The following is a 22,241-nucleotide window of genomic DNA, read 5'->3' as shown; positions in this document are numbered from 1 at the left end:
TTCCGCTATATAATTCAGGCCGTCTGAAACGCACTCCGCCCCTATCATGTCGCAAACCCTCAACCAATGGCTGCAAGCCTGCCCGCTGCCCAAAAACGAAGCGCGTATGCTGCTGCAATACGCCGGCGGCTACACCCGCGCCCAACTGGTTACGCGCGGGCAGGAAACGCTGCCCGATAACGTGGCCGCCGCCGCCGCCAAGCTGGCCGAACGCCGTATCGGCGGCGAGCCGGTAGCCTATATTCTCGGCACGCGCGAGTTTTACGGCCGCACTTTCCAAGTGAACGGCAGCGTGCTGATTCCCCGCCCCGAAACCGAACACCTGGTCGAAGCCGTGCTCGAACACCTGCCGCCGAACGGCCGGGTGTGGGACTTGGGCACGGGCAGCGGCATTATCGCCATCACTGTTGCGCTCGAACGCCCTGACGCGGCCGTGCGCGCTTCCGACATCAGCCCCCAAGCCCTGCAAACCGCCGCCGCCAACGCCCGCGCACTCGGCGCCAACGTTGAGTTTGCCTGCGGTTCGTGGTTTGAAGCAGCATGGCCGTCTGAAAACCAAGCCTGCGACATCATCGTTTCCAACCCGCCCTATATCGAAGCGGGCGACAGCCATTTGCAGCAGGGCGATCTGCGTTTCGAACCGCAAAACGCGCTCACCGATTTTTCAGACGGCCTAAGCTGTATCCGCACGCTGGCGCAGGAAGCGGGCGGGCGGCTGAAAGCGGGCGGTATGCTGCTGGTGGAACACGGCTTCAACCAAGGCGCGGCGGTGCGGGCGCTGTTTGAGCAAAACGGCTTCGTGCAGGTGGAAACGCGGCAGGATCTGGCGGGATTGGACAGGTTAACGTTGGGCCGTCTGAAAACTTAGTGCTCATACACGGTTTCCGGCAACGCCTGCCCGTCATTGCCGGGTCAAGCCGGATAATAACGGCGGTAAGTTCGGTAGGTCGGGCATTTATGCCCGACTTTTGTTTGGATTCGGGTTATGTCGGGCATAAATGCCCGACCTACGGCTACTGAGACCTTTGCAAACCCCCATCTGCGGCGCATTTCTGCGTTGTGTGCTGCTCGCTCGCTTGCCTAACTCCATGTTATGTCTACGCTCGCTGCGCTGCTACGCCTTGAACTGCATCCGCATCTGAGGGTTTTGCAAAGGTCTCCTACTGTATGGACGGTATTTAAGCCTTTCAGACGGCCTCAATGCTTTTCACAGCCCCGCCAGCAGCCCGGGCAGTTCCGCCAAATCGTCGATAACCGCCAAACAGCCCGCCTGCCGCAATTGTTCCGCCGGATGGGCGCCGGTGGTAATGCCCACGGCGCGGGCGCCGGCGTTGGCGGCCATGTCCAAATCGTAAACGGTGTCGCCCACCACCAGCGCGTCGGCAGGGTTCAGCCCCAGCTCGTCGCACAGCTTGAACACCATGTCGGGCGCGGGTTTGGAGGGCTGCTCGCTGGCGCAGGCGGTGGCCAGCCAAAAGCCGGCGGTGCCGGTTTGGGCGATGGCTTTGTCCAGCCCGCTCCTGCCTTTGCCGGTGGCCACCGCCAGCCAATAGCCTTGCTGCTTGAGGGTTTGCAGGCAGGGGAGGGCGCTGTCGAACAGCTTCATATTGTGGTTGTTGGGGTTGAGATAGTGGTGGGCGTAGGTTTCGGCCAGCTGCTCTTTGGTGTGGATGTCGGCATCGGGCGCAAGGTGGCGGATGATGGTAACAAGGTTGTAGCCGATTAATTTTTTAACGGCGGCGGCTTCGGGGGGGGGCAGGCCGCATTCGGCGAAGGTTTGCCGGAAAGTGTCGATAATCGGGCCGGTGGTGTCGGCCAGCGTGCCGTCCCAGTCGAAAATAATCAGTTTGGGTTTCATGTTTGCTCCGCGTTGCTGTTTGCGGGTTCAATTGTACTTCCGTTTCGGTATGGTGCAACAACACAAAACGAGACAAGGCGCCGCGCCGCAGACAATACAGGTAATACGGCAAGGCGGGGCAACGCCGTATCGTTTGTGTTGTTGCGCCATAAATCTTGGTAAGGCCGTCTGAAAAGGTGTAGAATACGCGCCGTTTCCAACCACCCGCCTGCATGGTTCAGGCACGCATCATGGACCTTCCCAGTTCATCATCCGCCGCACACAACCCCACTGTTTAACCATCCCGCCGGAATACTGCTCCCGCACTTCAGGCGGGCGGAGTATTTATGAGCATCGAAGAAAATACCCCCGAACCGGACAAAACCGAGCGTATGCCGCTCGACATCGAACGCGTACACGCGCTTTCCGAAGCCCTGCTGCCCGTTGCCGAGCAGATTGAAAACAATCTGCCCGTTGAAGACGAAACCCTGAGCGCCAAACTGGTCGAACTGATTGCGGTGCTGCACGAGCTGCACCCCGCCGACGTGGCGGCGGTGCTCGAATCGCTGCCGCCGAAAGAGCGCTCGATGGTGTGGCATCTGGCTTCGCCCGAAGAAGACGGCGAAGTGCTGCTGGAAGTTTCCGACGCGGTGCGCGAAACGCTGATCGAGTCGATGGACAAAGAAGAGCTGCTCGCCGCCGTAGATGATTTGGATGCCGACGAGCTGGCCGAGCTGGCGGGCGACCTGCCGCACCAAGTGGTGTATGAAGCGCTGCAAACCCGCGATGCCGAAGAGCGCGCGCAGGTGCAGGCGGCGATGTCGTATGAAGACGACCAAGTGGGCGCGATTATGGACTTCGAGCTGGTGAGCATCCGCGCCGACGTGGCCTGCGAAGTGGTGCTGCGCTACCTGCGCCGTTTCGAAAGCCTGCCCGACCACACCGATAAAATTTTCGTGGTTGACGAAAACGACGTGTTGCAGGGCGTGCTGCCCATCCGCAAACTGCTGGTGGCCGACCCCGACGAGCTGGTGGAAAACGTGATGGCCACCGACGTGGTGCGCTTCCGCCCCGAAGACAACGTGGAAGAAGCCGCGCAGGCGTTCGAACGTTACGACTTGGTAACCGCGCCCGTAGTCGATGCCGATAAAAAACTCATCGGCCGCATCACCATCGACGAAATGGTCGACGTGATCCGCGAAGAGAGCGAAGCCGATATGTTGAACATGGCCGGTTTGCAGGAAGAAGAAGACCTGTTCGCCCCGATTTGGCATTCGGTGCGAAACCGCTGGGTGTGGCTGGCCGTGAACCTGTGCACCGCCTTTATCGCCAGCCGCGTGATCGGCGCGTTTGAAGGCAGCATCGAAAAAATCGTGGCGCTGGCCGCGCTGATGCCGATTGTGGCGGGCATAGGCGGCAACTCGGGCAACCAAACCATCACCATGATCGTACGCGCGATGGCGATGGGGCAGATTTCCGGCGTGCAGGCGCGGCGGCTGCTCAAAAAAGAAGTGGGCGTGGCGCTGGTGAACGGCCTGATTTGGGGCACGGTGATGGGCGTGGTTTCGTGGCTGCTCTACGGCAGCATCGGTATCGGCCTCGTGATGGTGGCCGCGATGACGCTCAACCTGCTGCTCGCCGCCACCGTGGGCGTGCTGATTCCGGTGATGATGGACAAAGCCGGCCGCGACCCCGCACTGGGCAGCTCGGTGCTGATTACCGCCGTAACCGATTCGGGCGGTTTTCTGATTTTCCTGGGGCTGGCCACGATGTTTTTGTTGTGATACCCGTATTGTGGATGAAAGGCCGTCTGAAACGTTTCAGACGGCCTTTCACACTTTGCCGGATACCGTTTAAAAATCGTTTAAAATAGCCGCTTCTGCCGCTTTCCTCAATGCCATGACCCCCGAACACCAAAAGCTGCTCAAAATCAACGACGCCACGGCCAAGAAGCTCGCGAAGCTCAATCTCAACACGCCGTGGGACGTGGTGCTGCATCTGCCGCTGCGCTATGAAGACGAAACGCACATCATGCCGATTGCCGATGTGCCGATAGGCGTGCCGTGTCAGGTGGAGGGGGAGGTGGTTCATCAGGAAGTGCAGTTCAAGCCGCGCAAACAGTTGGTCGCGCAGATACGCGACGGCTCGGGCAGCGTGCTGCATCTGCGCTTTATCCATTTTTACCCCAGCCATCAAAAGCAGCTCGCGGCGGGCAAACGCATCCGCGCGGTGGGCGAAATCAAGCACGGGTTTTTCGGCGACGAGATGATACACCCGAAAATCCGCGATGCCGAAAGCAGCAGCCTGGCCGAAAGCCTCACCCCCGTGTATCCCACCGTTAACGGCCTCAACCAGCCCACGCTGCGCCGTATCGTTCAGACGGCCTTGGATACAGTACCGTTGCACGATACGCTGCCCGATGATTTATTAGGCCGTCTGAAACTGCCGCACTTGGCCGAAAGCCTGCGCCTGCTGCACGCACCGCCGCCGAGCTTCACCATCCAACAGCTTTCAAACGGCGCTTTGCCCGCGTGGCAGCGGCTGAAGTTCGACGAGTTGCTCGCGCAGCAGCTTTCGATGCGGTTGGTGCGGCAGAAACGCATCAGCGGGCAGGCCAAGCCCTTGCGCGGCACGGGCGAATGGTCGCAAAAACTGCTCTTGGCGCTGCCGTTCGCACTCACCGCCGCCCAACAGCGTGTGCTGGCCGAAATCCGCGCCGATATGCAGCAGCCCCACCCCATGCACCGCCTGCTGCAAGGCGACGTGGGCAGCGGCAAAACCATCGTGGCTGCGCTCTCGGCGCTCACCGCCGTCGAGGCCGGTTGCCAAGTGGCGGTGATGGCGCCCACCGAAATTCTGGCCGAACAGCATTACGCCAAGTTCAAACAATGGTTCGAGCCGCTGGGTTTGAGCGTGGCGTGGCTCTCCGGCAGCCAGCGCAAAAAAGCCAAAGAAACCAATAAAGCCGCCATTTCAGACGGCCTCACCCAAATCGCCGTCGGCACGCACGCCCTGTTTCAAGACGACGTTGAATTTCAAAATCTCGGTTTAGTGATTGTCGACGAACAGCACCGCTTCGGCGTGGCACAGCGTTTGGCCCTAAAAAACAAAGGGCAGGACGTGCACCAACTGATGATGTCGGCCACCCCCATTCCGCGCACGCTGGCCATGAGCTTTTTCGCCGACCTCGACGTTTCGGTGATCGACGAGCTGCCGCCCAACCGCACCCCGATTAAAACCCGCCTCGTCAACAGCGTGCGCCGCGCCGAAGTGGAAGGCTTTGTGTTGAACACCTGCCGCAAAGGGCAGCAGGCCTATTGGGTTTGCCCGCTGATTGAAGAGAGCGAAACCCTGCAACTGCAAACCGCCACCGAAACCCTGCAAACACTTCAGACGGCCTTACCCGAATTGAACATCGGCCTGGTGCACGGGCGCATGAAGAGCGCCGAAAAAGCCGAAGTGATGGCCGAATTTATCGCAGGCCGTCTGAACGTTTTGGTGGCCACCACCGTTATCGAAGTGGGTGTGGACGTGCCCAACGCCAGCCTGATGGTGATCGAGCACGCCGAACGCATGGGTTTGGCGCAGCTGCACCAACTGCGCGGCCGTGTGGGGCGCGGTGCCGCCGCCAGCACCTGCGTACTGCTGTTTTCCGAACCCTTGGGCGAAGTGGCCAAAGCACGCCTGAAAGTGATTTACCAACACACCGACGGCTTTGAAATCGCCCGCCAAGATTTAAACATACGCGGCCCCGGCGAATTTCTCGGCGCCCGCCAAAGCGGCGTACCGATGCTGCGTTTCGCCAACCTGGAAGAAGATTTGCAGCTCTTGGAACAAGCCCGCGAAATCGCACCGAGGCTGATTGAAGAGCGGCCGGATATTGTGGAGAAACATTTGGACAGATGGCTGAGCAGCAGGGAAGGGTATTTGGGGGTGTGAGCGGATTTTGTAGGTTATTCCGACACCTTAAAAAACATTCGCGTCATACTCGGGCTTGGCCGGAGTATGACGCGAATGTTTTTTTAGAAACCGCTATGGGTTTTACCAAAGCATCAGGCCGAGACCTTTGCAAAAAAGTCGTTTTAGTCCTGAATTTATTTAGTGGTTTAGGAAGCAAAATCAGCAAAAATGATGATAAACTTCTGATATGCCTATTAAAAACAAGTACCAAAAGTTCAGTAAAATTACCGAATCAAAATCCCGTCAAATCCTGCACCTTTCCGCACTTGATTTGACCACTTCCGATACCGCCAGACTCACCGGCATCAGTATCCGAAGTATCAATAATCTGTTTCTCAAACTGCGTTGCCGCATGGCCGCTGAATGTGAACGGCAAACTCCTTTTGCCGGGGTGGTCGAACTGGACGAATCCTACTTCGGCGCCAAACGCATCCGAGGTAAACGCGGGCGGGGAGCGGGAGGCAAAACCATTGTTTTCGGCATTTTAAAACGGGATGACAAAGTCTATACCGAAATCGTGCCGGATACCTCGAAAGCTACACTGTAACAGGTTATTCGAGGGCGGATTGCTGTTGAAAGTGTCATCAATACCGACGGCTGGCGCGGCTATCACGGCTTGGTTGATATGGGCTATGAAAAGCACCTCAGGGTACATCATGGTGCAGACGAGTTCGCCCGGGGTGCACAACACATTAACGGCATCGAGTCGTTTTGGGGTTATGCCAAAAACCGCTTGGTTAAATTTAACGGTGTATCGAAACAGACTTTTTATTTACACTTAAAGAAAACCGAATTTCGCTTCAATCACAGACATGATGATCTGTATAAAGTCTTGCTTAAAATACTGCGAAATCGACCCTTGGGCTAATTTTGCTTCCTAAGCCCCTTTATTAAAAATAAAAGCTGTTTGGTATAAAAAATTGTAGGTAACCAAATCTTTAACAGTAATTTTTTAATTTAATAGTTAGTTGAATTTATATTGGTAGTTTGCCAGAACTACTAATCAGCATTAGTTTAACTACTGAACTTCGTCGCAAGAGGAAAACTGTACCCGTCAAACCATAAGTGATAGTTTACATAATATCATATCCAACTTAGGCAATGCATTGACGATTTTCTGCGTTCCCAGGCTTACGGTGATAATGCGTAAAAACAGTTCCAACGGGTAGCGCGGATTGCCCATGGTTTCGATATTTCAGTCGTTGGCATCGTTGGTGATGCCGGATTTTTATCGGTGGTAACGGATTGGCGTTCTATTACCGACTCCAATGCTGGCTTGCCGTTGACGATGTAGAGTGGATTAACTTAACTTTTGCTTGTATGTTGAAACCGATGTACCATAGCAACCAAACAGGTTATCTGCCTCTGTACACGCCCTGGGATTTTTTAACATCCGTATCGTAGCCAAACGAGCAGATAACCAACCATCACCACAACCGAACAGTTGCACGACAACACAACCGAATGCAAGGAAGGTTTATGATGAGTATTCAAAACTATGGCGGCATCGATATAGCCAAAAAACACTTCGTTATCGGCATTACCGGTATGGCCAAAACCAAAACGGAAACCAACAATTCCAAAGGTTTCCAACATACCGTCGAGTATTTGCAAAAGCACCATGTCAGTCTGGTGGTGCTGGAAAGTACCGGCGGATTGGAAATCCCGCTGGCCAAAGCATTGCATCATGCCGGATTGCGGGTGGTTATTGCCAATCCCCGCCAAACCCATTCATACGCCCAATCATTTTCATTGGGGAAAACCGATAGCAAAGATGCCAAAATGCTGGCGGATTATGCGCAGGCAATCGAATTGAAAGGGTTGGCCGCCAATATGCTGTATCAGCCTCCTACTGTAGCAGAGGAAGAGTTGGAAGCTTTGGTAAAGCGCCGCAGCCAGCTGGTGGAAATGCGCACGGCCGAGAAAAACCGTTTGGCACAAATCCACCCCAGCCAACAGCAAAGCGTGGAAGATTTAATTCGGCACTTTAACACCTTGATTGCTGATCTGGACAAACAGATTGCCAAATACAACGACAGCAATTTTGACGGCAAAAACAAAATCATCGGAGAGATAAAAGGCATAGGCGACACCACTTGCGCCACCTTGATGTCGATGTTGCCCGAGCTGGGGCGGCTACCGCACAAAAGCATTGCCTTACTGGTCGGCGTTGTTCCGCCCGCCAAGCAAAGCGGTGAATCGGTTGGTAAAACCGGATGTACCGGCGGCAGAATGGAAGTGCGCAATGCCCTGTATATGGCCACCCTGACCGCCAGCCGTTTTGAGCCGAAAATCAAAGCATTTTACGAACGGCTTATCGGCAAAGGAAAGCCGTTTAAAGTAGCCATCAATGCGTGTATGCACAAACTGCTGAGAATACTGAACGCACGGGTACGCGATTATCTGTGCTTAGACGGCCTGCAATGTGCTTGATTAACCGTGTTTGATGTTGCTGACTGACGAGTTGGTAACACAGTTGCTAAAGCCGCCTGAAAAACTTGTTCGCCGCCATCGCTCTTGTTTCAAGCATGGCGGCGAACAAATTGAGAGATTGCTGCTGGCTATTTAAAGCGGTCGAACCGGTAAGGTGCAGGATCAACCAAGGGGGTGGCGTTCATCACCAAATCGGCAGCCAGTTGCCCGGCGGCCGGCGAAGTGCCGAAACCGTGCCCTGAAAAACCTGTAGCCAATGTCAGTCCGGGCACGCCATCCACCGCGCCGATAACCGGATTGGTATCCGGCGTGATGTCTATCATGCCTGCCCAAGCCTGTTCGATTTTCGCTTGGTTGAATACAGGCCAGGCGGCGCGCAGATTGGTTAGTGCTTCGTTGTTGAGATCGGGATTGGGGGCGGGATCCATCGTGCGGACGCGCTCGAACGGCGATATCCGGTTGTTCCGCCAACGGCGCGGAAGCATTAAATCCTGCCAAAAATATCGGTTTAACCTGATACGCAAAGCATCACGCTGACTGCGCAGGGTCGGCAGGTAGCGCAACCCGATCCGTGTGTGATCGAGCGTGAGCGGCGCATCAAGCGCACCGCGCTGGGTGATGATAAAACCGCCGTCCTGATGCTTACGGAAGGAAAAATCGGGCGCACCGACGGCAATGTCGGTCGGGCCTTCCATCGGCTGTGTCCGCAGCACCGAGCATACCACCGGCAGAGTCGGCAGATTGATGCCCATATTGCCCAAGAAACGGCGGGACCACAAACCTGCCGCCAGCAATACTTGTTCGCAGCGGATTTCCCCTTTTTCGGTTACCACGCCGCACACTTTGCCTGCGGCCAGCGACAAACTGCGCACCGCACAGTTTTCGACAATTACGGCGCCCTTCGCCATTGCAGCTTGGGCAATCGCACTGGAAGCCAAGGTCGGCTCCGCGCGGCCGTCCGACGAGGTAAAAATGCCGCCTGCCCAAACACCCTGCCCGCCGGGCACCTGTTGGGCGATTTCGTTAGGTGTCAGCAAGCGCGATTCGGGCACGTAATCTTTAACCGATTGCTGCCAATTTTCATAAACAGCCATCTGCTCGGCGGTACGCACGATAAACATAATGCCTGCCTGACGGTAGCCGACCGTTTTACCGACACGTTCGGGCATACCCTGCCAAAGGCGGTCGGCCGCCATCGCCAGCGGAACATCCTCGGGCGCACGGTTGGTTTTATAGTGAATTCAAATAAAAACTCCGAAATGAAATAACTGCATTCAAACTTGCAATTGGGCGATATGCTAAAGAATCGTTTTACCCTACTTCGGCATTCTTATTTTAATCCACTATACGTATCCACCCCAAATTGCGGGACGACTGCTCGGCGGCGATACGGCCTTTTTCTAAAACGGTAACGGGTATGCCGCGCTCCGCCAAAGTCAGCGCGGCAGTCAACCCGACAATGCCGCCGCCGACAATCACAACGGTGGTTGACGAAGGCATACCGGAAGAAGTTTGTACGGGTGCGATGGTGGGTCCCATAATGATTCCTCGAATGATCTTCAGACAGGCCTCCGGGCAGCGGATAAATCATCATGCCGGATAAGGCAGAGGCCGTCTGAAAAGTGGCGCGCAAGCGCGGATTAACCGATGCGTATTTCTTTCACCTCGGCCTGTGCCACGCCGCGGTATGCGGTTACTTCTATTTCAACCTCATAAACCGCGGCACCCAGCGGCGGACAGGTTACCGTGGTGGCCGGATTGATGCCGCGGAATTTGCTGCCGATAAAATCCATCACCTGATTAACGTGCTCCGGTTTCTGGATAAACACGCGCGACATCACCACATCCCGCAAAGTCGCGTCCACCGCTTTCAAAGCCTGTTCGATATTGGCGAACACCTGTTCGGTTTGTTCGATAATATCGGACGGAATCTCTTTGGTAACGGGATTGCGGCCGGCCGTGTTGGAAACATAAATCCAATTGTCCGCCATCACCAAGCGCGAATAACTGGCGCGTTCTTCGAAAGGCGATCCGGTTTTCACTTTAACGATTTCAGTCATTTGATTTTCCTGATAAAAACATAATCAACTTAAAGCCGGCGTATCCCACAAATTCAGCTTCACGCCGATATTGCGTTGCACCGCATTGCGGTAAACCGCCGTTCCCCAGGCCACATCTTCCACCGGCATACCGCCGACCGACAACATGATGATTTCGTCGTCGTTCATCCGCCCCGGGGCATCACCGGCAACAATTTTGCCGATGTCTTCCAATTGCGCCTTGTCCATTTTGCCCTCGGCAATCATGTCCATAAAATGTATCCCGATAATGGGAATATGGTTGTGTGTCGGTTTGTGCAGCTCTTCATACCAAGCCTCATAAAGTCTGGTATTGTCCACCACCTTGCGGACATCGCTTTTTTCCAAGCCCTCGTCAATACTGCAATACGCCGGCATCGCCAAAAACGCACCCGGGCTGACCCATTCGCGCTTTATCAAAGGATAGAGCGAAGCATCGCCGGTTACGCCCGAATTACAGTAAGTAACGATATCCGACCCGCGAACCATCTCTTCGATGCTGTCGACAACCCGAATATCGGTTACTTGCGGATAATGCTCTTTTAACCAATCTAAAAACGAATTCAGACTTTTCTGGCCACGGCCTTTGATTTTCACCGTATCGATTCCGGGGCATTCCGCCATAAACGCACTGAACGCGGTTTTCTCCATCACACTCGGCCCCAAAATGCCGACCACCTTAGAATCTTTCCGCGCCAGATAACGTGCACGGACACCGGGAACCGCACCGGTCCGGTAGGCAGACAGTAAGTTGGCTGACATAAAAGCCAAAGGCGCACCGGTATCGGCATCATTCAAAGTAAACATCAGAATCGAACGCGGCAAACCCTTTTCGCGATTGTCGATATTGGAGCCGTACCATTTCACGCCGGAAGTACGGAAACTGCCGCCCAAATACGCAGGCATGGCCATAAAGCGGCGGTCGGCCGTCGGCTTCGGCATATCGGGAAACGGGGAATTTTCAGGAAAAACCACCATCGCACCGTGCGAATCGCCGTTGGAACCGGCCATGCGGTAATCACCGTGGTAAAGCAGGCCGAACATCTCTTCCATCGTGTCGATACAACCTTTCATATCGGTTACACCCGCTTTAATCATGTCCGGCTCGGAAAGATAAATAAAATCAATTTTCGTGTTGTCCATCGGAAAACTCCTTCTTCATCAGTGTAGAGGTGAGGCCATTATTTCACCTGCCCTGAAGCAGAAATAGAAAAAATCGGCAAAACCGTCTGCGAAGCGGAAAATACGTTTCAGACGGCCCATCCCATAAAAAAACGCCCGTATCAGCGGGCGTTTTCGAAACAAAAGCAGGCATTTTTGAAAAATGCCTGAGACCTTTGCAAAAAAACCAAAACTCCTCTAAATTCTCCTAAAGAATTCAGAGGAGTTTTTTATGAACAGCTTTTTCCACCAACAAGCCCAAATAATGATGAGCAAACATATCGACAGCTACCCGTTGCTCAAAATTAACCAGCTACTCGATTGGCAGCCCATCGAACAACTTCTCAACCGGCAAAAGACCCGTTACATCCGCGACCACCGCGGTCGCCCCGCCTATCCGCTACTGCCCATGCTCAAAGCCGTATTGCTCGGCCAATGGCACAGCCTTTCCGATCCGGAATTGGAACGCTGTTTAGCCACCCGTCTGGATTTCTACTTCTTCTGCGGGTTTGATGAGGTCTCCTTACCTGACCACAGCACCCTCTGCCGTTTCCGCAATTGGCTGGCACAGGATGACACCTTAGCCCGGCTTCTCGAACTGATTAACTGCCAGCTGACCCAAAAAGGCTTAAAAATAGAGAAAGCCCCGGCGGCAGTAATTGACGCCACCATCATCCAAACTGCCGGAGGCAAACAGCGTCAGGCTATCGAAACCGATGAAAACGGCATCACCGCCGAAACCTTGCCCAGCAAAGACAAGGATGCGCGCTGGGTGAAGAAAGAGGGCAAATTCACCTTGGGCTACAAACAACACACCCGCACCGATTCAGAAGGCTATATCGAGAAACTGCACATCACTCCGGCCAACGCCCATGAATGCAACCATTTCGAACCGCTGTTGGACGGCATCGCACCCGGAACAACCGTCTATGCCGATAAAGGGTATGACAGTAAAGCCAACCGGGAACATCTGCAAAGCAAACAGCTATCCGACGGCATTATGCGTAAGGCACACCGGGGCAAACCTTTAACGGAGCATGAGAAACAGCGCAATACGCAGCTGTCGAAAGTGCGTTATGTGGTCGAGTAAACCTTCGGTACGCTGCACCGGAAGTTCGGCTGTAAAAGAGCGCGTTATTTTGGCTTACGGAAAGTGCTGGCGCAAAGCCATTTGAAAGCGGTGTGCCTGAACCTGCTAAAGGCAGCCAACAGGCTTCGTGTGCCTGCTGCTGCCTGAAAAGGCAATGGACACCCCGATAAAGGGGCTAATTGAGGGAAATATGGACGAGAAACACGTCTGAAAATGCAAAAACGGTTACCTTGATTGTTCAGGTAACCGTTTGGATGGAGTAGCTGGTATTTCGCAAAGGTCTCTGCCTGTCTGAAAAACTTTTCAGACAGGCATTCAATATCGGTTTAACGCGTTACCGGTTTCGGTTTCGCTCCCTCTTCACCTAAGCGGCGTTTCTTATCGGCTGCACCAACTTTATACAATATCCAATTTAGGCAATGCATTGACGATTTTCTGTGTTTCCAGGCTTACGGTGATAACACGTAAAAACAACTCCAACGGGTAGCGCGGATTGCCCATGGTTTCAATGGCCCAGTCGTTGGCGTCGTTGGTGATGCCGGATTTTTTATCGGTGGTAACGGCTTGACGTTCCATTACCCACTCCAATGCTGGTTTGCCGTTGACGATGTAGTCGTAAGCAGTTTCGGGAATATTTTCCACCGTAATTTTGCCGTTATAGACCACGCGGGTTTTATCGTCTTTTTTGGCAAACTTCATTTTTACCACGCGGAAATCTTCGGCTTCGCCGCCGATAATCTGCTGAGGTGTCAGTTTCAACCCTTTCAGGCTGCCTGAAAATTTCACGCCCTGATACATCGGCACGGTTTCATAATACAGGTGCAGCGCCGCCAAATCCCGACCGGCTTGGGCAAAATCGGCAAAGTCGGCATAATTTTTCATGCGTGGAATGCGCGGTAATTGTTTACTCAAATTATCGGCATAACGCTCTCGGTATTCTTCGCTGTGCAACAAGCCGTAAATGTAATAGAAAATATCTTCTTTACTGATATTTTCTGCATCTTCGGGTGAATAAGGCTGCCTGAAATGTGCCAAAGCGTCATCAGTAATCGCAGAACGACGAACAAGTTTTTTCTGTGCAGGTTGCTTTTCAGACGGCATGCCTTGGGTAAACAAGTCTGACTGGCTCATTATGCTTCCTCCGTTTCGTAAAGAAACATTGGGAAACATTGTGCGTCGCCAATCAAGTGCAAATCGGGCAGTGTGTCCGTCATCAGCACCGAGAAGCCTTTGCTGCCCGTTACTGTCAGGCAAATCGTCAGATTCTCTATGCTGCTGCTCGGTATTGACTGTCGTTGACTGCTGTCGTGTATAATTTGCGTTGCGTTGCGTTGCGTTGCGTTGCGTTGCGTTGCGTTGCGTTGCGTTGCGTCTGCCGTCATTGCGTCTGCGTCTATACCTTGTGTAATCACTCCATTTTCTTCATACAAATTCATTGGGAAACACTGCCCTTTGGAAATCATTTCCAAATCAGGAATTTCGTCCGTTATCAAGGCGGAAAATTCTTTGGTTGCACCGCGTCCTGTGATACTAATAACTTGATTGAAAGCTGTTATATTTGGAAAAATTTGTGGCATTTGTCCAATACGATGATTCATCATTTTGTCATAATAAATAAATTGTTTGGAAAATGGTCTATAAACACCAATTACTATTTTATCGGGATTAAATTTTGCCAAAATTCCTTTTTCTACTTTTGGAACAAGACTACTTGACCAACTGATTTTAGTTTCATCTTTCTCAATGAAATCATTAATATTTAATGATAAACCTCTATCTAATGCTTCTTTAAATCTTTGAACTTCCGAGTTATAACACCCAATCATTGCTTCCATATTTTTCTCTAAATCTTTATGAGAAAAATTGTATACCCAAGCATCTCTATTTGTACCAAGTCCTAAAGAGTAATTGTCAAATACAGTTACAGCATCCTTATCTTTTTTATCTCCTAAACTAATATAGTTATCAAAATTCGGATCGCGTTGATTGAGCCAATCGTTAAATTCATCGGGTTGAATTTCTTGCCAGCCATTCTGTTCAGAAATACCGTTAATGCTGCCGTATTCGCTAATCATGGCCAATTTTTCATCTCGGCTTAAATAGTCGCCAATGTCGTGAAAATAAATTTTGCCTTGTTCGGTGGCATTGGGATTTTTCACTAAAATGGAAATGGCAATTGGTGTACGTGTACCTTGTCCAAAAACATTATCTTTTTCTTTACGACGACGCTCTCCCGATGTGCGGGCATTGCCGCGTAAATGGAAAATATACAAGCTGGAAAATTCATCAACCAAGCATTTGCGCAAGCCATCGGCAGAGCTAGACTCTAAAAATCCACCATTTGTAACGAAACCAATTACGCCTTGTTTGCCGATGCGGTCGCTGGCCCAACGTATTGAGCGAACATAGCTATCCATAAGATTTTTTGTAGATGTTGCATTGGAATATTCGGCATAAGTTTCACGAATGCGGTTATCCAAATGCAGATATTCAATATTGGCATTGTTGTCGTTTGCGCTCTCCTGCCCTGCTGAATAGGGCGGATTGCCGATAATCACGCGAATATCCAATGATTTTTGGCGTTTTCTGCGTGCGCTGTTGTCCACCAGCAATTCATTCAACATATCGCCTTTTTCATACATTTGGAAGGTGTCGGTTAAACAAATGCCGTTGAATGGAACATAATCGCTGCCGTCTGAAACTTTGCCGTTGATATTGTTGTGTAATATGCCGTGATAAGTCGCTTCAATATTAATCGCCGCAATGTAATAAGCCAGCAAAACGATTTCGTTGGCGTGGATTTCGTTTTGATATTTTTCAGGCAGCTTATCGGTAGGAATAATGCCGCTCTGCAACAGGCGCGTGATAAAGGTGCCGGTGCCGGTAAACGGGTCGATGATGTGCACGCCTTGGTCTTTCAGGCTGCTGTGGAATTCGTTTTTCAATACGTCTTCCACGCTGCGGATAATAAAATCCACTACTTCAACAGGCGTATACACAATACCCAATCGTTCCGTCATGCGCGGGAAGGCGTTGCGGAAAAATTTGTCGTATAACTCGACCACGATTTTTTGCTTGCCTTCGGCGGTTTCGATGCCGCTGGCGCGCAGGTGTACGGAATCGTAGAACGATTGCAGGGTATTGCGTTCTTTGTGCAGGTTTTTGGCTTGCAGCAAATCCAATACGTTTTGCATGGCGCGGCTCATGGGGTTGTGCTCGGCAAAGCTGTATTGTTCAAACAGGGCATCGAACACGGGTTTGGTAATCATGTGCTGCGCCAGCATTTCGATGATTTCTGCATCGGTTACGGCGTTGTTCAAATCATCGCGCAATTCGGCGGAGAATTCGGCAAAGGCGTTTTGTTCGGCGGTATTGTCGGGATTTTCAAGAATGGCGGTAATGCTGTCGATATGGGTGCGGGCAATTTTGGCGATGTCGCCTGCCCAGTCTTCCCAATGGTGGCGGTTGCCGCATTTTTTAACGATTTTGGCGTAGAGGGTGCGCTCGATTTCGCCGATTTCAAATTGGATTTCTTTTTGTATCGGCGGTATCGGCGCATCGTTGCTGCCAATGCTATAGCCGGCTTGTGCGTCTCTTAAGGTTTGGTCTTTTTTGCCGGTGCGTTTGACTTTCGGGGTTACTTTATCGGCAATGGCGATCACTTCCATTTTATGGGTGTCTTTGCCGTTGAACTCCAGCTTGTTGATCATGGCGTCAAAACGGTCGTCATGCGCGCGCAGTGCGTTTAATACCTGCCAGACGACTTTGTAGTTTTCGTTTTTGTCCAGTGCATCTTCGGCTTCTACTCCGGCGGGAATGACTACCGGCAAAATCACATAACCTTGCTTTTTGCCTTCGGCACGGCGCATGACGCGACCGACCGACTGCACTACGTCTACTTGCGAATTACGTGGTGTAAGAAACAGCACGGCATCCAATGCGGGCACATCTACACCTTCAGACAGGCAGCGTACGTTAGACAAGATGCGACAGGTGTTGTCGGGTAATTCTGCTTTGAGCCATTGCAGTTTGCTTTCTTTTTCGCCGGCGTTCATGCCGCCGTCAACGTGTGCGGCTTCGCAGATCATGGCTAGTTGTGGAGGTAATTTCAGTTCGGAATTGTGTTCCAGCAGCGCTTTACGTTCGGCTTGCTGGTATTCCTCTATTACGGCTTGAAACATTTCGGCAATCAGCTTGGAGCTGACTTTGTGTTTGCTGCCTTTGTATTCTTTTTCAATCACTTGGCAAAATGCAACGGCGCGACGCATCGGATGATATAAAGAACCTTCTTCTCCTGTCAGGCCGTATTTGGATAGAGCTTTCCAGCAGCCGACAATTTTGGCGGCATCGTCTACTTTCAATTCGTTGTTGCCGTCGGTAAGCAGATTTTGAATGCGGCGCTGGATATGGCTTTCTTCAATAGCCAGTACAATCACTTTATAGTCTACCAATAGTCCGTCTGAAACGGCTTGTGAGAAGGTAAGTACGAAGAATTCTTTGCCGTAATGGGCTTCATTGTCCATCGAATACAAAACCACTCCCTCGGCGGCTTTGGCGGTTTCGCCGTAAATACGCGGGGTTGCGGTCATATACAGCCGCTTGGCGCCTTGGATATAGTCGGCATCATGAATGCGGACAAAGGCAGATTCGTCATCACCGTCGAATGTTGCGCCGGTTGTGCGGTGTGCTTCGTCGCAGATGATTAAATCGAATTCGGGCAGGCCGTATTGTTTTTGTGCTTGGTGTATAACATCGATGGAGTGATAGGTGGAATAGACAACCGTCATATGCTCGGCATCGTGCAGCGCGGTGGCTGCCTGAAACAGGCTTTTGGCATGGGTTGTGGCGGGAAATTCCAAATCGCTGGGACGTAAATGGGTGCGGTCGTCATCGACTTTCTTCTTGCCGACTTCACTGTCCGAACATACGGCGAAATTACGCAGTTTCAGAATGGAATCTTGCGTCCATTCGCGCAAAGTCTGGCTTAACAGGGAAAGGCTGGGAACCAGAAACAGTACACGTTTACCCTTGCCGGCCAGATGCTCGGCAATACGAAGAGAAGTAAAGGTTTTACCCGTGCCGCAGGCCATAATCAGTTTGCCGCGTGTTTCACCGCGGGCAAATCCTTTGTCTACTGCCTGTAACGCTTGCTGCTGATGTTGGCGCAATTGTTTTTGGATTTTGACAGCAGGTTGGTTATCTATATGGTATTTTGACCAGTCGATAACGCTGTTTTCCAATGCATTCAGCGTAATTTTAGAAACCGGTATCTGTTGGTCAGTCAATGCGTCTTCCGCATTTTTTGACCAATGGTCGGTCGTGCTGACAATAATGCGGTTACTGAAATAATGTTTGCCGGAAGCGGTAAAAAAGCTGTCGATGTCTTGCTTTTTAACCGTGTAATCTTCGGCATAGTTCTTACATTGGACGGCATGATGCTCGCCGTTGAAAGTAGTTGCCACCAAATCGATTCCAGCATCGGTTTTACTGCCTAAATCCAAGGTTTCTGCATATTTTTCCACCCATTTTCCATAGGGTTCGACAGTTTGATACAGGTCGCGGTAACAGGGTTCGGTTTGGAAATAATCTGTCATCAGCCGTTCGAAGGCGGTGCCCTGATCACGTACGGATTGGGATTGTTGGCGGAAGTGTGAAAGCAAAGTTTGCAAGGCAGTCATGGTAAGCGTGCTTGGGAAAATTGTGGAGAAAATTGAAATAAATAATCGGCACATTGAATGCCTGCCTGAAAACTGTTCAGACAGGCATTCAATATCAGCTTAACGCGTTACCGGTTTATATCGGATACGTTTCGGTTTCGCGCCCTCTTCACCCAAGCGGCGTTTCTTATCGGCTTCGTATTCCTGATAGTTGCCATCAAAGAATACCCATTTACTGTCGCCTTCGCAGGCCAAAATATGGGTGGCGATGCGGTCGAGGAACCAGCGGTCGTGCGAAATCACCATCACACTGCCGGCAAATTCCAGCAGTGCATCTTCCAGTGCGCGCAGGGTTTCCACGTCCAAATCATTAGACGGCTCATCCAGCAACAACACGTTGCCACCGCTTAACAAGGTTTTTGCCAAATGCAAACGACCGCGCTCACCGCCGGATAAGTTGCCGGCGATTTTGCTTTGGTCGCTGCCTTTGAAATTGAAGCGGCCGAGGTATTGGCGCGCGGGGATTTCAAATTGCCCGACCTGCAGAATATCGCGGCCTTCGGCAATGTTGTCGAACACGGTTTTGTCGTTTTGCAGGCCGTCGCGGCTTTGGTCGATGAGCGACATTTTGACGGTTTGGCCGATTTTCACTTCGCCGCTGTCGGGTTGTTCTTTGCCGGAAATCAGTTTGAACAGGGTCGATTTACCCGCGCCGTTGGGGCCGATGATGCCGACAATCGCGCCCGCAGGCACTTTGAAGCTCAAATCGTCAATCAGCACTTTGTCGCCGAAGGATTTGGAAACGTTCACGAATTCAATCACTTCGTTACCCAAACGCTCGGCCACGGGGATGAAGATTTCCTGCGTTTCGTTGCGTTTTTGGTATTCGTAGTTGCTCATTTCTTCAAAACGCGCCAAGCGGGCTTTGGATTTGGCTTGGCGGCCTTTGGCGTTTTGGCGCACCCATTCCAATTCTTGTTTCATGGCTTTGATGCGGGCGGCTTCGGATTTGGCTTCGTTGGCCAAACGCTGTTCTTTCTGTTCCAGCCAGGAAGAATAATTGCCTTTCCAAGGAATGCCGTGGCCGCGGTCGAGTTCCAAAATCCATTCGGCGGCGTTGTCGAGGAAGTAGCGGTCATGGGTAACGGCCACCACGGTGCCGGGGAAGCGGACGAGGAATTGTTCCAGCCATTCCACGCTTTCTGCGTCCAAGTGGTTGGTCGGCTCGTCGAGCAACAACATATCGGGCTTGCTCAACAAGAGTTTGCACAAGGCCACGCGGCGTTTTTCACCGCCCGAGAGCACGCCGATTTTGGTGTCCCAGTCGGGTAAACGCAGCGCGTCGGCGGCGATTTCCAATTCGTGTTCAGCACCGCCACCCGTGCTGGAACCTGCGGCAATGATGGCTTCCAAGCAGCCTTGTTCTTCGGCCAGCGCGTCGAAATCGGCATCGGGATTGGCGTATTCGGCATACACTTCTTCCAAACGTTTCTGCGCGGCGGCCACTTCGCCCAAACCGCTTTCCACTTCCTCGCGCACGGTTTTTTCGGGATCAAGCTCGGGTTCTTGCGGCAGGTAGCCGATTTTGATGCCGCCCATCGGCACGGCTTCGCCTTCGAACTCTTTGTCCACGCCCGCCATAATGCGCAGCACGGTGGACTTGCCCGCGCCGTTCAAACCCAACAGGCCGATTTTCGCGCCGGGGAAGAACGACAGGGAAATGTCTTTGATGATGGTTTTCTGCGGCGGCACAACTTTGCTCACGCGCAGCATGGAATAAACGTATTGGCTCATAGTAATCTCTTAAATTTAAGTATAATTAATAGAATACGGTTTTAAACAAGTTCAATAGACCGTCTGAAAACTGTGCTGTTAAAAATGAGTGCACATTTTAACCGAATAAATCTTTATTTATTAAGGTCGAATCTACGTTGGCTTTTAATTGCCACACTAAGCCGCTTCCCAATAATCGATATAAAGCTGCAATTCGATATTGTTGCGCCATTCGTTGGCCACGGGGCGGTAAACCGTGCGCACGCGCGCGGGGATTTCTTCGGTGCAGCGCCAAAACATGGCTTCGAATTCGAGGCCGTCTTTTTGCAGCCACACTTTTTTGTGGTTCACGCCCATGGGCTGCTGGCGGACAACGGCGAATTCGTCGGTAAAGCTCGGCGGCGCGAAACCCTGCCCCCACACTTGGCGGGCGAGGTTCTGCGCTTGGGCGAGGGTGAGTTCGGCGGCGGGCAGGCTGCCGTCGGTGATGTAGGTTTGCGATAAGTCGTCTTCGCAAACCAGTTCGCGCACCACGTTTTCAAAGGCCGTCTGAAACGCAGCGAGGTTGTGTTCTCGTATGCTCAAACCGGCCGCCATGGCGTGGCCGCCGAACTTTAAAATCAAATCGGGGTGGCGTTTGCTCACCAAGTCTAAAGCATCGCGCAGGTGTAGGTTGGGAATGGAGCGGCCGGAGCCGCGCACTTCGCCGTTGTCGGCAGGGGCGAACACGATGGTGGGTCGGTAGAAGCGGTCTTTCAAGCGGCTGGCAACAATGCCGATAACGCCTTGGTGGAAATCGCCTCGGTAGGCTACCAGCGTGGTTTGGTTTGCCGGCAGCGATTCGGGAAAGGCATTGAGCGCGTCTTGCAGCATGGATTGTTCGATTTCGCGCCGCTCGATGTTCAAATCGTTTAGGTGTGCGGCGAGGGTTTGCGCTTCGGCGTCGCTGTCGGCCAGCAGGCAGGCGATGCCCACCGACATATCGTCGAGCCTGCCGGCGGCATTGATGCGCGGCCCCAGCGCAAAGCCCATGTCGAAAGGCTGCGCTTTGCGCCAGTCGCGCCGCGCCACGTCAAAGAGGGCGCGGATGCCGGGGCGCATTTTGCCCGAACGCATACGCTTCAAACCCTGCGACACGAGAATGCGGTTGTTGTGGTCGAGCGGCACCACGTCGGCCACCGTACCCAGCGCCACCAAATCGAGCAGTTCGCCCAAATTGGGTTCGGGCAGGCCGTCTGAAACCGGATTGGCGTGTTCAGACGGCCTGAAATGGCCGCGCCCGCGCAATTCGGCACGCAAAGCCATTAAAACGTAAAAAATTACCCCCACGCCCGCCAAGCTTTTGCTGGCAAACGTGCAGCCCGCCTGATTGGGGTTGACGATGATGCAGTTTGGCACGCGCTCGGCGGGCAGGTGGTGGTCGGTAATCAAAACGTCGATGCCCAATTCCTGCGCACGCGCCACGCCGGCGAGGCTGGCGATGCCGTTATCCACCGTAACCAGCAAATCTGTGCCTCGGGCGGCGGCGATTTCGGCCAGCTCGGGCGTGAGGCCGTAGCCGTGTTCGAAACGGTTGGGCACGAGAAAATCCACCGCCGCGCCCATTGCGGCCAAGCCTTTCATGCCGACGGCACAGGCGGTGGCGCCGTCGGCATCATAATCGGCCACAATCAGGATTTTTTCGCGACGCTGCACCGCGTCGGCCAGCCGCACCGCCGCCGCCGTGCAGTTTTTCAGCCCCTGATAGGGCAGCAGCGCGGCCAGTTTGTCTTCGAGTTCGGCAGGGGAGGCCACATCGCGTGCGGCGCACAGGCGCGCCAGCAAAGGGTCGGCGCCGGCTTCGATCAGGCTTTGGCAAACGGTTTGGTTGAACGGGCGGGTTTGGATTTTGGCAGGCATGAAACGGGGGAAGCGGGAAAAACCCTATTGTATAGCAAAACAAAATAAAAACGATACGGCGTTGCCCCGCCTTAAATAGAGTAGTCCCAATTACAACCTTACTGACCATCAATGTAGCCTTATTGAAACCCATCTGCTAGGGCGAAAAAGCAGCCGATGCGGTTAGGCAATAGATAACAGGTGATTAATCAATGCCGTTTTCTGGATACTGCATAACTTGGTAGAAAACTGCTTTTTGGATTTTAAACGTTAGCGGGGTATTGCCACACGTTATGCGAAGAGATTGGACTTCATTTGCGGCGGCAATAAAAATCCGGATTATTGCGATGTGGTTGAAAATATTGTGACTGCAC

The 22,241-nt window shown here is 52.7% G+C and carries 13 protein-coding genes and 3 pseudogenes; 7 read left to right on the top strand and 9 right to left on the bottom strand.

Annotation, left to right across the window (positions count from 1 at the left end; all coding sequences use genetic code 11):
* The first annotated feature begins 46 nt into the window (after positions 1–46).
* Both prmC and H3L92_RS13620 read left to right on the top strand, forming a co-directional pair.
* Positions 47–868, top strand: a complete 822-nt coding sequence (prmC, locus tag H3L92_RS08810) for a peptide chain release factor N(5)-glutamine methyltransferase (protein WP_085366082.1) — start codon at positions 47–49, stop codon at positions 866–868.
* 117 nt (positions 869–985) lie between these two features.
* Positions 986–1,165, top strand: a pseudogene (locus H3L92_RS13620) (hypothetical protein); the annotation flags it as partial.
* A 42-nt stretch (positions 1,166–1,207) separates the two neighbouring features.
* Here the strand turns inward: H3L92_RS13620 and H3L92_RS08805 are convergent.
* Positions 1,208–1,858: an HAD-IA family hydrolase gene (locus H3L92_RS08805; protein WP_085366081.1), complete on the bottom strand. Its 651-nt coding sequence runs from the start codon at positions 1,856–1,858 to the stop codon at positions 1,208–1,210.
* Positions 1,859–2,184: 326 nt separating this feature from the next.
* On the opposite strand from H3L92_RS08805, the gene mgtE reads away from it, so the two are divergent.
* The 4 genes and pseudogenes from mgtE to H3L92_RS08785 all read left to right on the top strand — a co-directional run bounded on the left by mgtE (position 2,185) and on the right by H3L92_RS08785 (position 8,230).
* The gene (gene mgtE, locus H3L92_RS08800) at positions 2,185–3,621 is read left to right on the top strand and encodes a magnesium transporter (protein WP_085366080.1); all 1,437 of its coding nucleotides are present in this window, start codon (positions 2,185–2,187) and stop codon (positions 3,619–3,621) included.
* A gap of 115 nt (positions 3,622–3,736) precedes the next feature.
* Positions 3,737–5,776 carry an ATP-dependent DNA helicase RecG gene (recG, locus tag H3L92_RS08795; RefSeq protein ID WP_085366079.1) on the top strand — a complete coding sequence of 680 codons (2,040 nt, stop codon included), beginning with the start codon at positions 3,737–3,739 and terminating at the stop codon, positions 5,774–5,776.
* A gap of 208 nt (positions 5,777–5,984) precedes the next feature.
* Positions 5,985–6,665 (top strand): annotated as a pseudogene (locus H3L92_RS08790) (IS1595 family transposase).
* Positions 6,666–7,261: 596 nt separating this feature from the next.
* Complete coding sequence (locus tag H3L92_RS08785; protein ID WP_425451620.1) at positions 7,262–8,230, top strand: IS110 family RNA-guided transposase; 969 nt, start codon at positions 7,262–7,264, stop codon at positions 8,228–8,230.
* A gap of 128 nt (positions 8,231–8,358) precedes the next feature.
* On the opposite strand, the gene H3L92_RS08780 is transcribed toward H3L92_RS08785, so the two are convergent.
* From H3L92_RS08780 to H3L92_RS08765, 4 genes are all read right to left on the bottom strand, one after another.
* Positions 8,359–9,432 carry an NAD(P)/FAD-dependent oxidoreductase gene (locus tag H3L92_RS08780; RefSeq protein WP_259345797.1) on the bottom strand — a complete coding sequence of 358 codons (1,074 nt, stop codon included), beginning with the start codon at positions 9,430–9,432 and terminating at the stop codon, positions 8,359–8,361.
* Positions 9,433–9,565: 133 nt separating this feature from the next.
* Positions 9,566–9,769, bottom strand: coding sequence for an FAD-dependent oxidoreductase (locus H3L92_RS08775; protein WP_085367188.1), 204 nt, complete (start codon positions 9,767–9,769; stop codon positions 9,566–9,568).
* 101 nt (positions 9,770–9,870) lie between these two features.
* The gene (locus tag H3L92_RS08770) at positions 9,871–10,290 is read right to left on the bottom strand and encodes a Rid family hydrolase (protein ID WP_085367187.1); all 420 of its coding nucleotides are present in this window, start codon (positions 10,288–10,290) and stop codon (positions 9,871–9,873) included.
* A gap of 24 nt (positions 10,291–10,314) precedes the next feature.
* Positions 10,315–11,451 carry an ornithine cyclodeaminase family protein gene (locus H3L92_RS08765; protein WP_085367186.1) on the bottom strand — a complete coding sequence of 379 codons (1,137 nt, stop codon included), beginning with the start codon at positions 11,449–11,451 and terminating at the stop codon, positions 10,315–10,317.
* Between the two features lie 250 nt (positions 11,452–11,701).
* On the opposite strand from H3L92_RS08765, the pseudogene H3L92_RS08760 reads away from it, so the two are divergent.
* Positions 11,702–12,706, top strand: a pseudogene (locus H3L92_RS08760) (IS5 family transposase).
* A gap of 249 nt (positions 12,707–12,955) precedes the next feature.
* Here the strand turns inward: H3L92_RS08760 and H3L92_RS08755 are convergent.
* The 4 genes from H3L92_RS08755 to recJ all read right to left on the bottom strand — a co-directional run bounded on the left by H3L92_RS08755 (position 12,956) and on the right by recJ (position 21,888).
* A complete protein-coding gene (locus H3L92_RS08755; protein ID WP_160149164.1) occupies positions 12,956–13,690 on the bottom strand; it encodes a type ISP restriction/modification enzyme in 735 nt (244 codons plus the stop codon).
* Positions 13,690–18,237 carry a DEAD/DEAH box helicase gene (locus H3L92_RS08750; RefSeq protein WP_182115347.1) on the bottom strand — a complete coding sequence of 1,516 codons (4,548 nt, stop codon included), beginning with the start codon at positions 18,235–18,237 and terminating at the stop codon, positions 13,690–13,692. Before H3L92_RS08750 ends, H3L92_RS08755 begins: the two co-directional genes overlap by 1 nt.
* A gap of 99 nt (positions 18,238–18,336) precedes the next feature.
* Positions 18,337–20,010, bottom strand: a complete 1,674-nt coding sequence (gene ettA / locus H3L92_RS08745; RefSeq protein ID WP_085365241.1) for an energy-dependent translational throttle protein EttA — start codon at positions 20,008–20,010, stop codon at positions 18,337–18,339.
* Between the two features lie 156 nt (positions 20,011–20,166).
* Positions 20,167–21,888: a single-stranded-DNA-specific exonuclease RecJ gene (gene recJ, locus H3L92_RS08740; RefSeq protein ID WP_085365240.1), complete on the bottom strand. Its 1,722-nt coding sequence runs from the start codon at positions 21,886–21,888 to the stop codon at positions 20,167–20,169.
* Positions 21,889–22,241 lie beyond the last annotated feature (353 nt).

Origin of the sequence: Neisseria dentiae, from assembly GCF_014055005.1 — a bacterium.
In the GTDB taxonomy this organism is placed as follows: Bacteria; Pseudomonadota; Gammaproteobacteria; order Burkholderiales; family Neisseriaceae; genus Neisseria; species Neisseria dentiae.
Note: the sequence above shows the minus strand (reverse complement) of the source record. Positions and strands in the feature narration are given on the sequence as shown.

What these genes read in the sequence shown, in the direction of transcription:
- prmC (WP_085366082.1), top strand. Translation starts at nt 47, where the DNA reads ATGTCGCAAACCCTCAACCAATGGCTGCAAGCCTGCCCGCTGCCCAAA.
- recG (WP_085366079.1), top strand. Translation starts at nt 3,737, where the DNA reads ATGACCCCCGAACACCAAAAGCTGCTCAAAATCAACGACGCCACGGCC.
- H3L92_RS08805 (WP_085366081.1), bottom strand. Translation starts at nt 1,858, where the DNA reads ATGAAACCCAAACTGATTATTTTCGACTGGGACGGCACGCTGGCCGAC.
- mgtE (WP_085366080.1), top strand. Translation starts at nt 2,185, where the DNA reads ATGAGCATCGAAGAAAATACCCCCGAACCGGACAAAACCGAGCGTATG.
- H3L92_RS08755 (WP_160149164.1), bottom strand. Translation starts at nt 13,690, where the DNA reads ATGAGCCAGTCAGACTTGTTTACCCAAGGCATGCCGTCTGAAAAGCAA.
- recJ (WP_085365240.1), bottom strand. Translation starts at nt 21,888, where the DNA reads ATGCCTGCCAAAATCCAAACCCGCCCGTTCAACCAAACCGTTTGCCAA.
- H3L92_RS08765 (WP_085367186.1), bottom strand. Translation starts at nt 11,451, where the DNA reads ATGGACAACACGAAAATTGATTTTATTTATCTTTCCGAGCCGGACATG.
- H3L92_RS08785 (WP_425451620.1), top strand. Translation starts at nt 7,262, where the DNA reads ATGCAAGGAAGGTTTATGATGAGTATTCAAAACTATGGCGGCATCGAT.
- H3L92_RS08775 (WP_085367188.1), bottom strand. Translation starts at nt 9,769, where the DNA reads ATGGGACCCACCATCGCACCCGTACAAACTTCTTCCGGTATGCCTTCG.
- H3L92_RS08770 (WP_085367187.1), bottom strand. Translation starts at nt 10,290, where the DNA reads ATGACTGAAATCGTTAAAGTGAAAACCGGATCGCCTTTCGAAGAACGC.
- ettA (WP_085365241.1), bottom strand. Translation starts at nt 20,010, where the DNA reads ATGAGCCAATACGTTTATTCCATGCTGCGCGTGAGCAAAGTTGTGCCG.
- H3L92_RS08750 (WP_182115347.1), bottom strand. Translation starts at nt 18,237, where the DNA reads ATGACTGCCTTGCAAACTTTGCTTTCACACTTCCGCCAACAATCCCAA.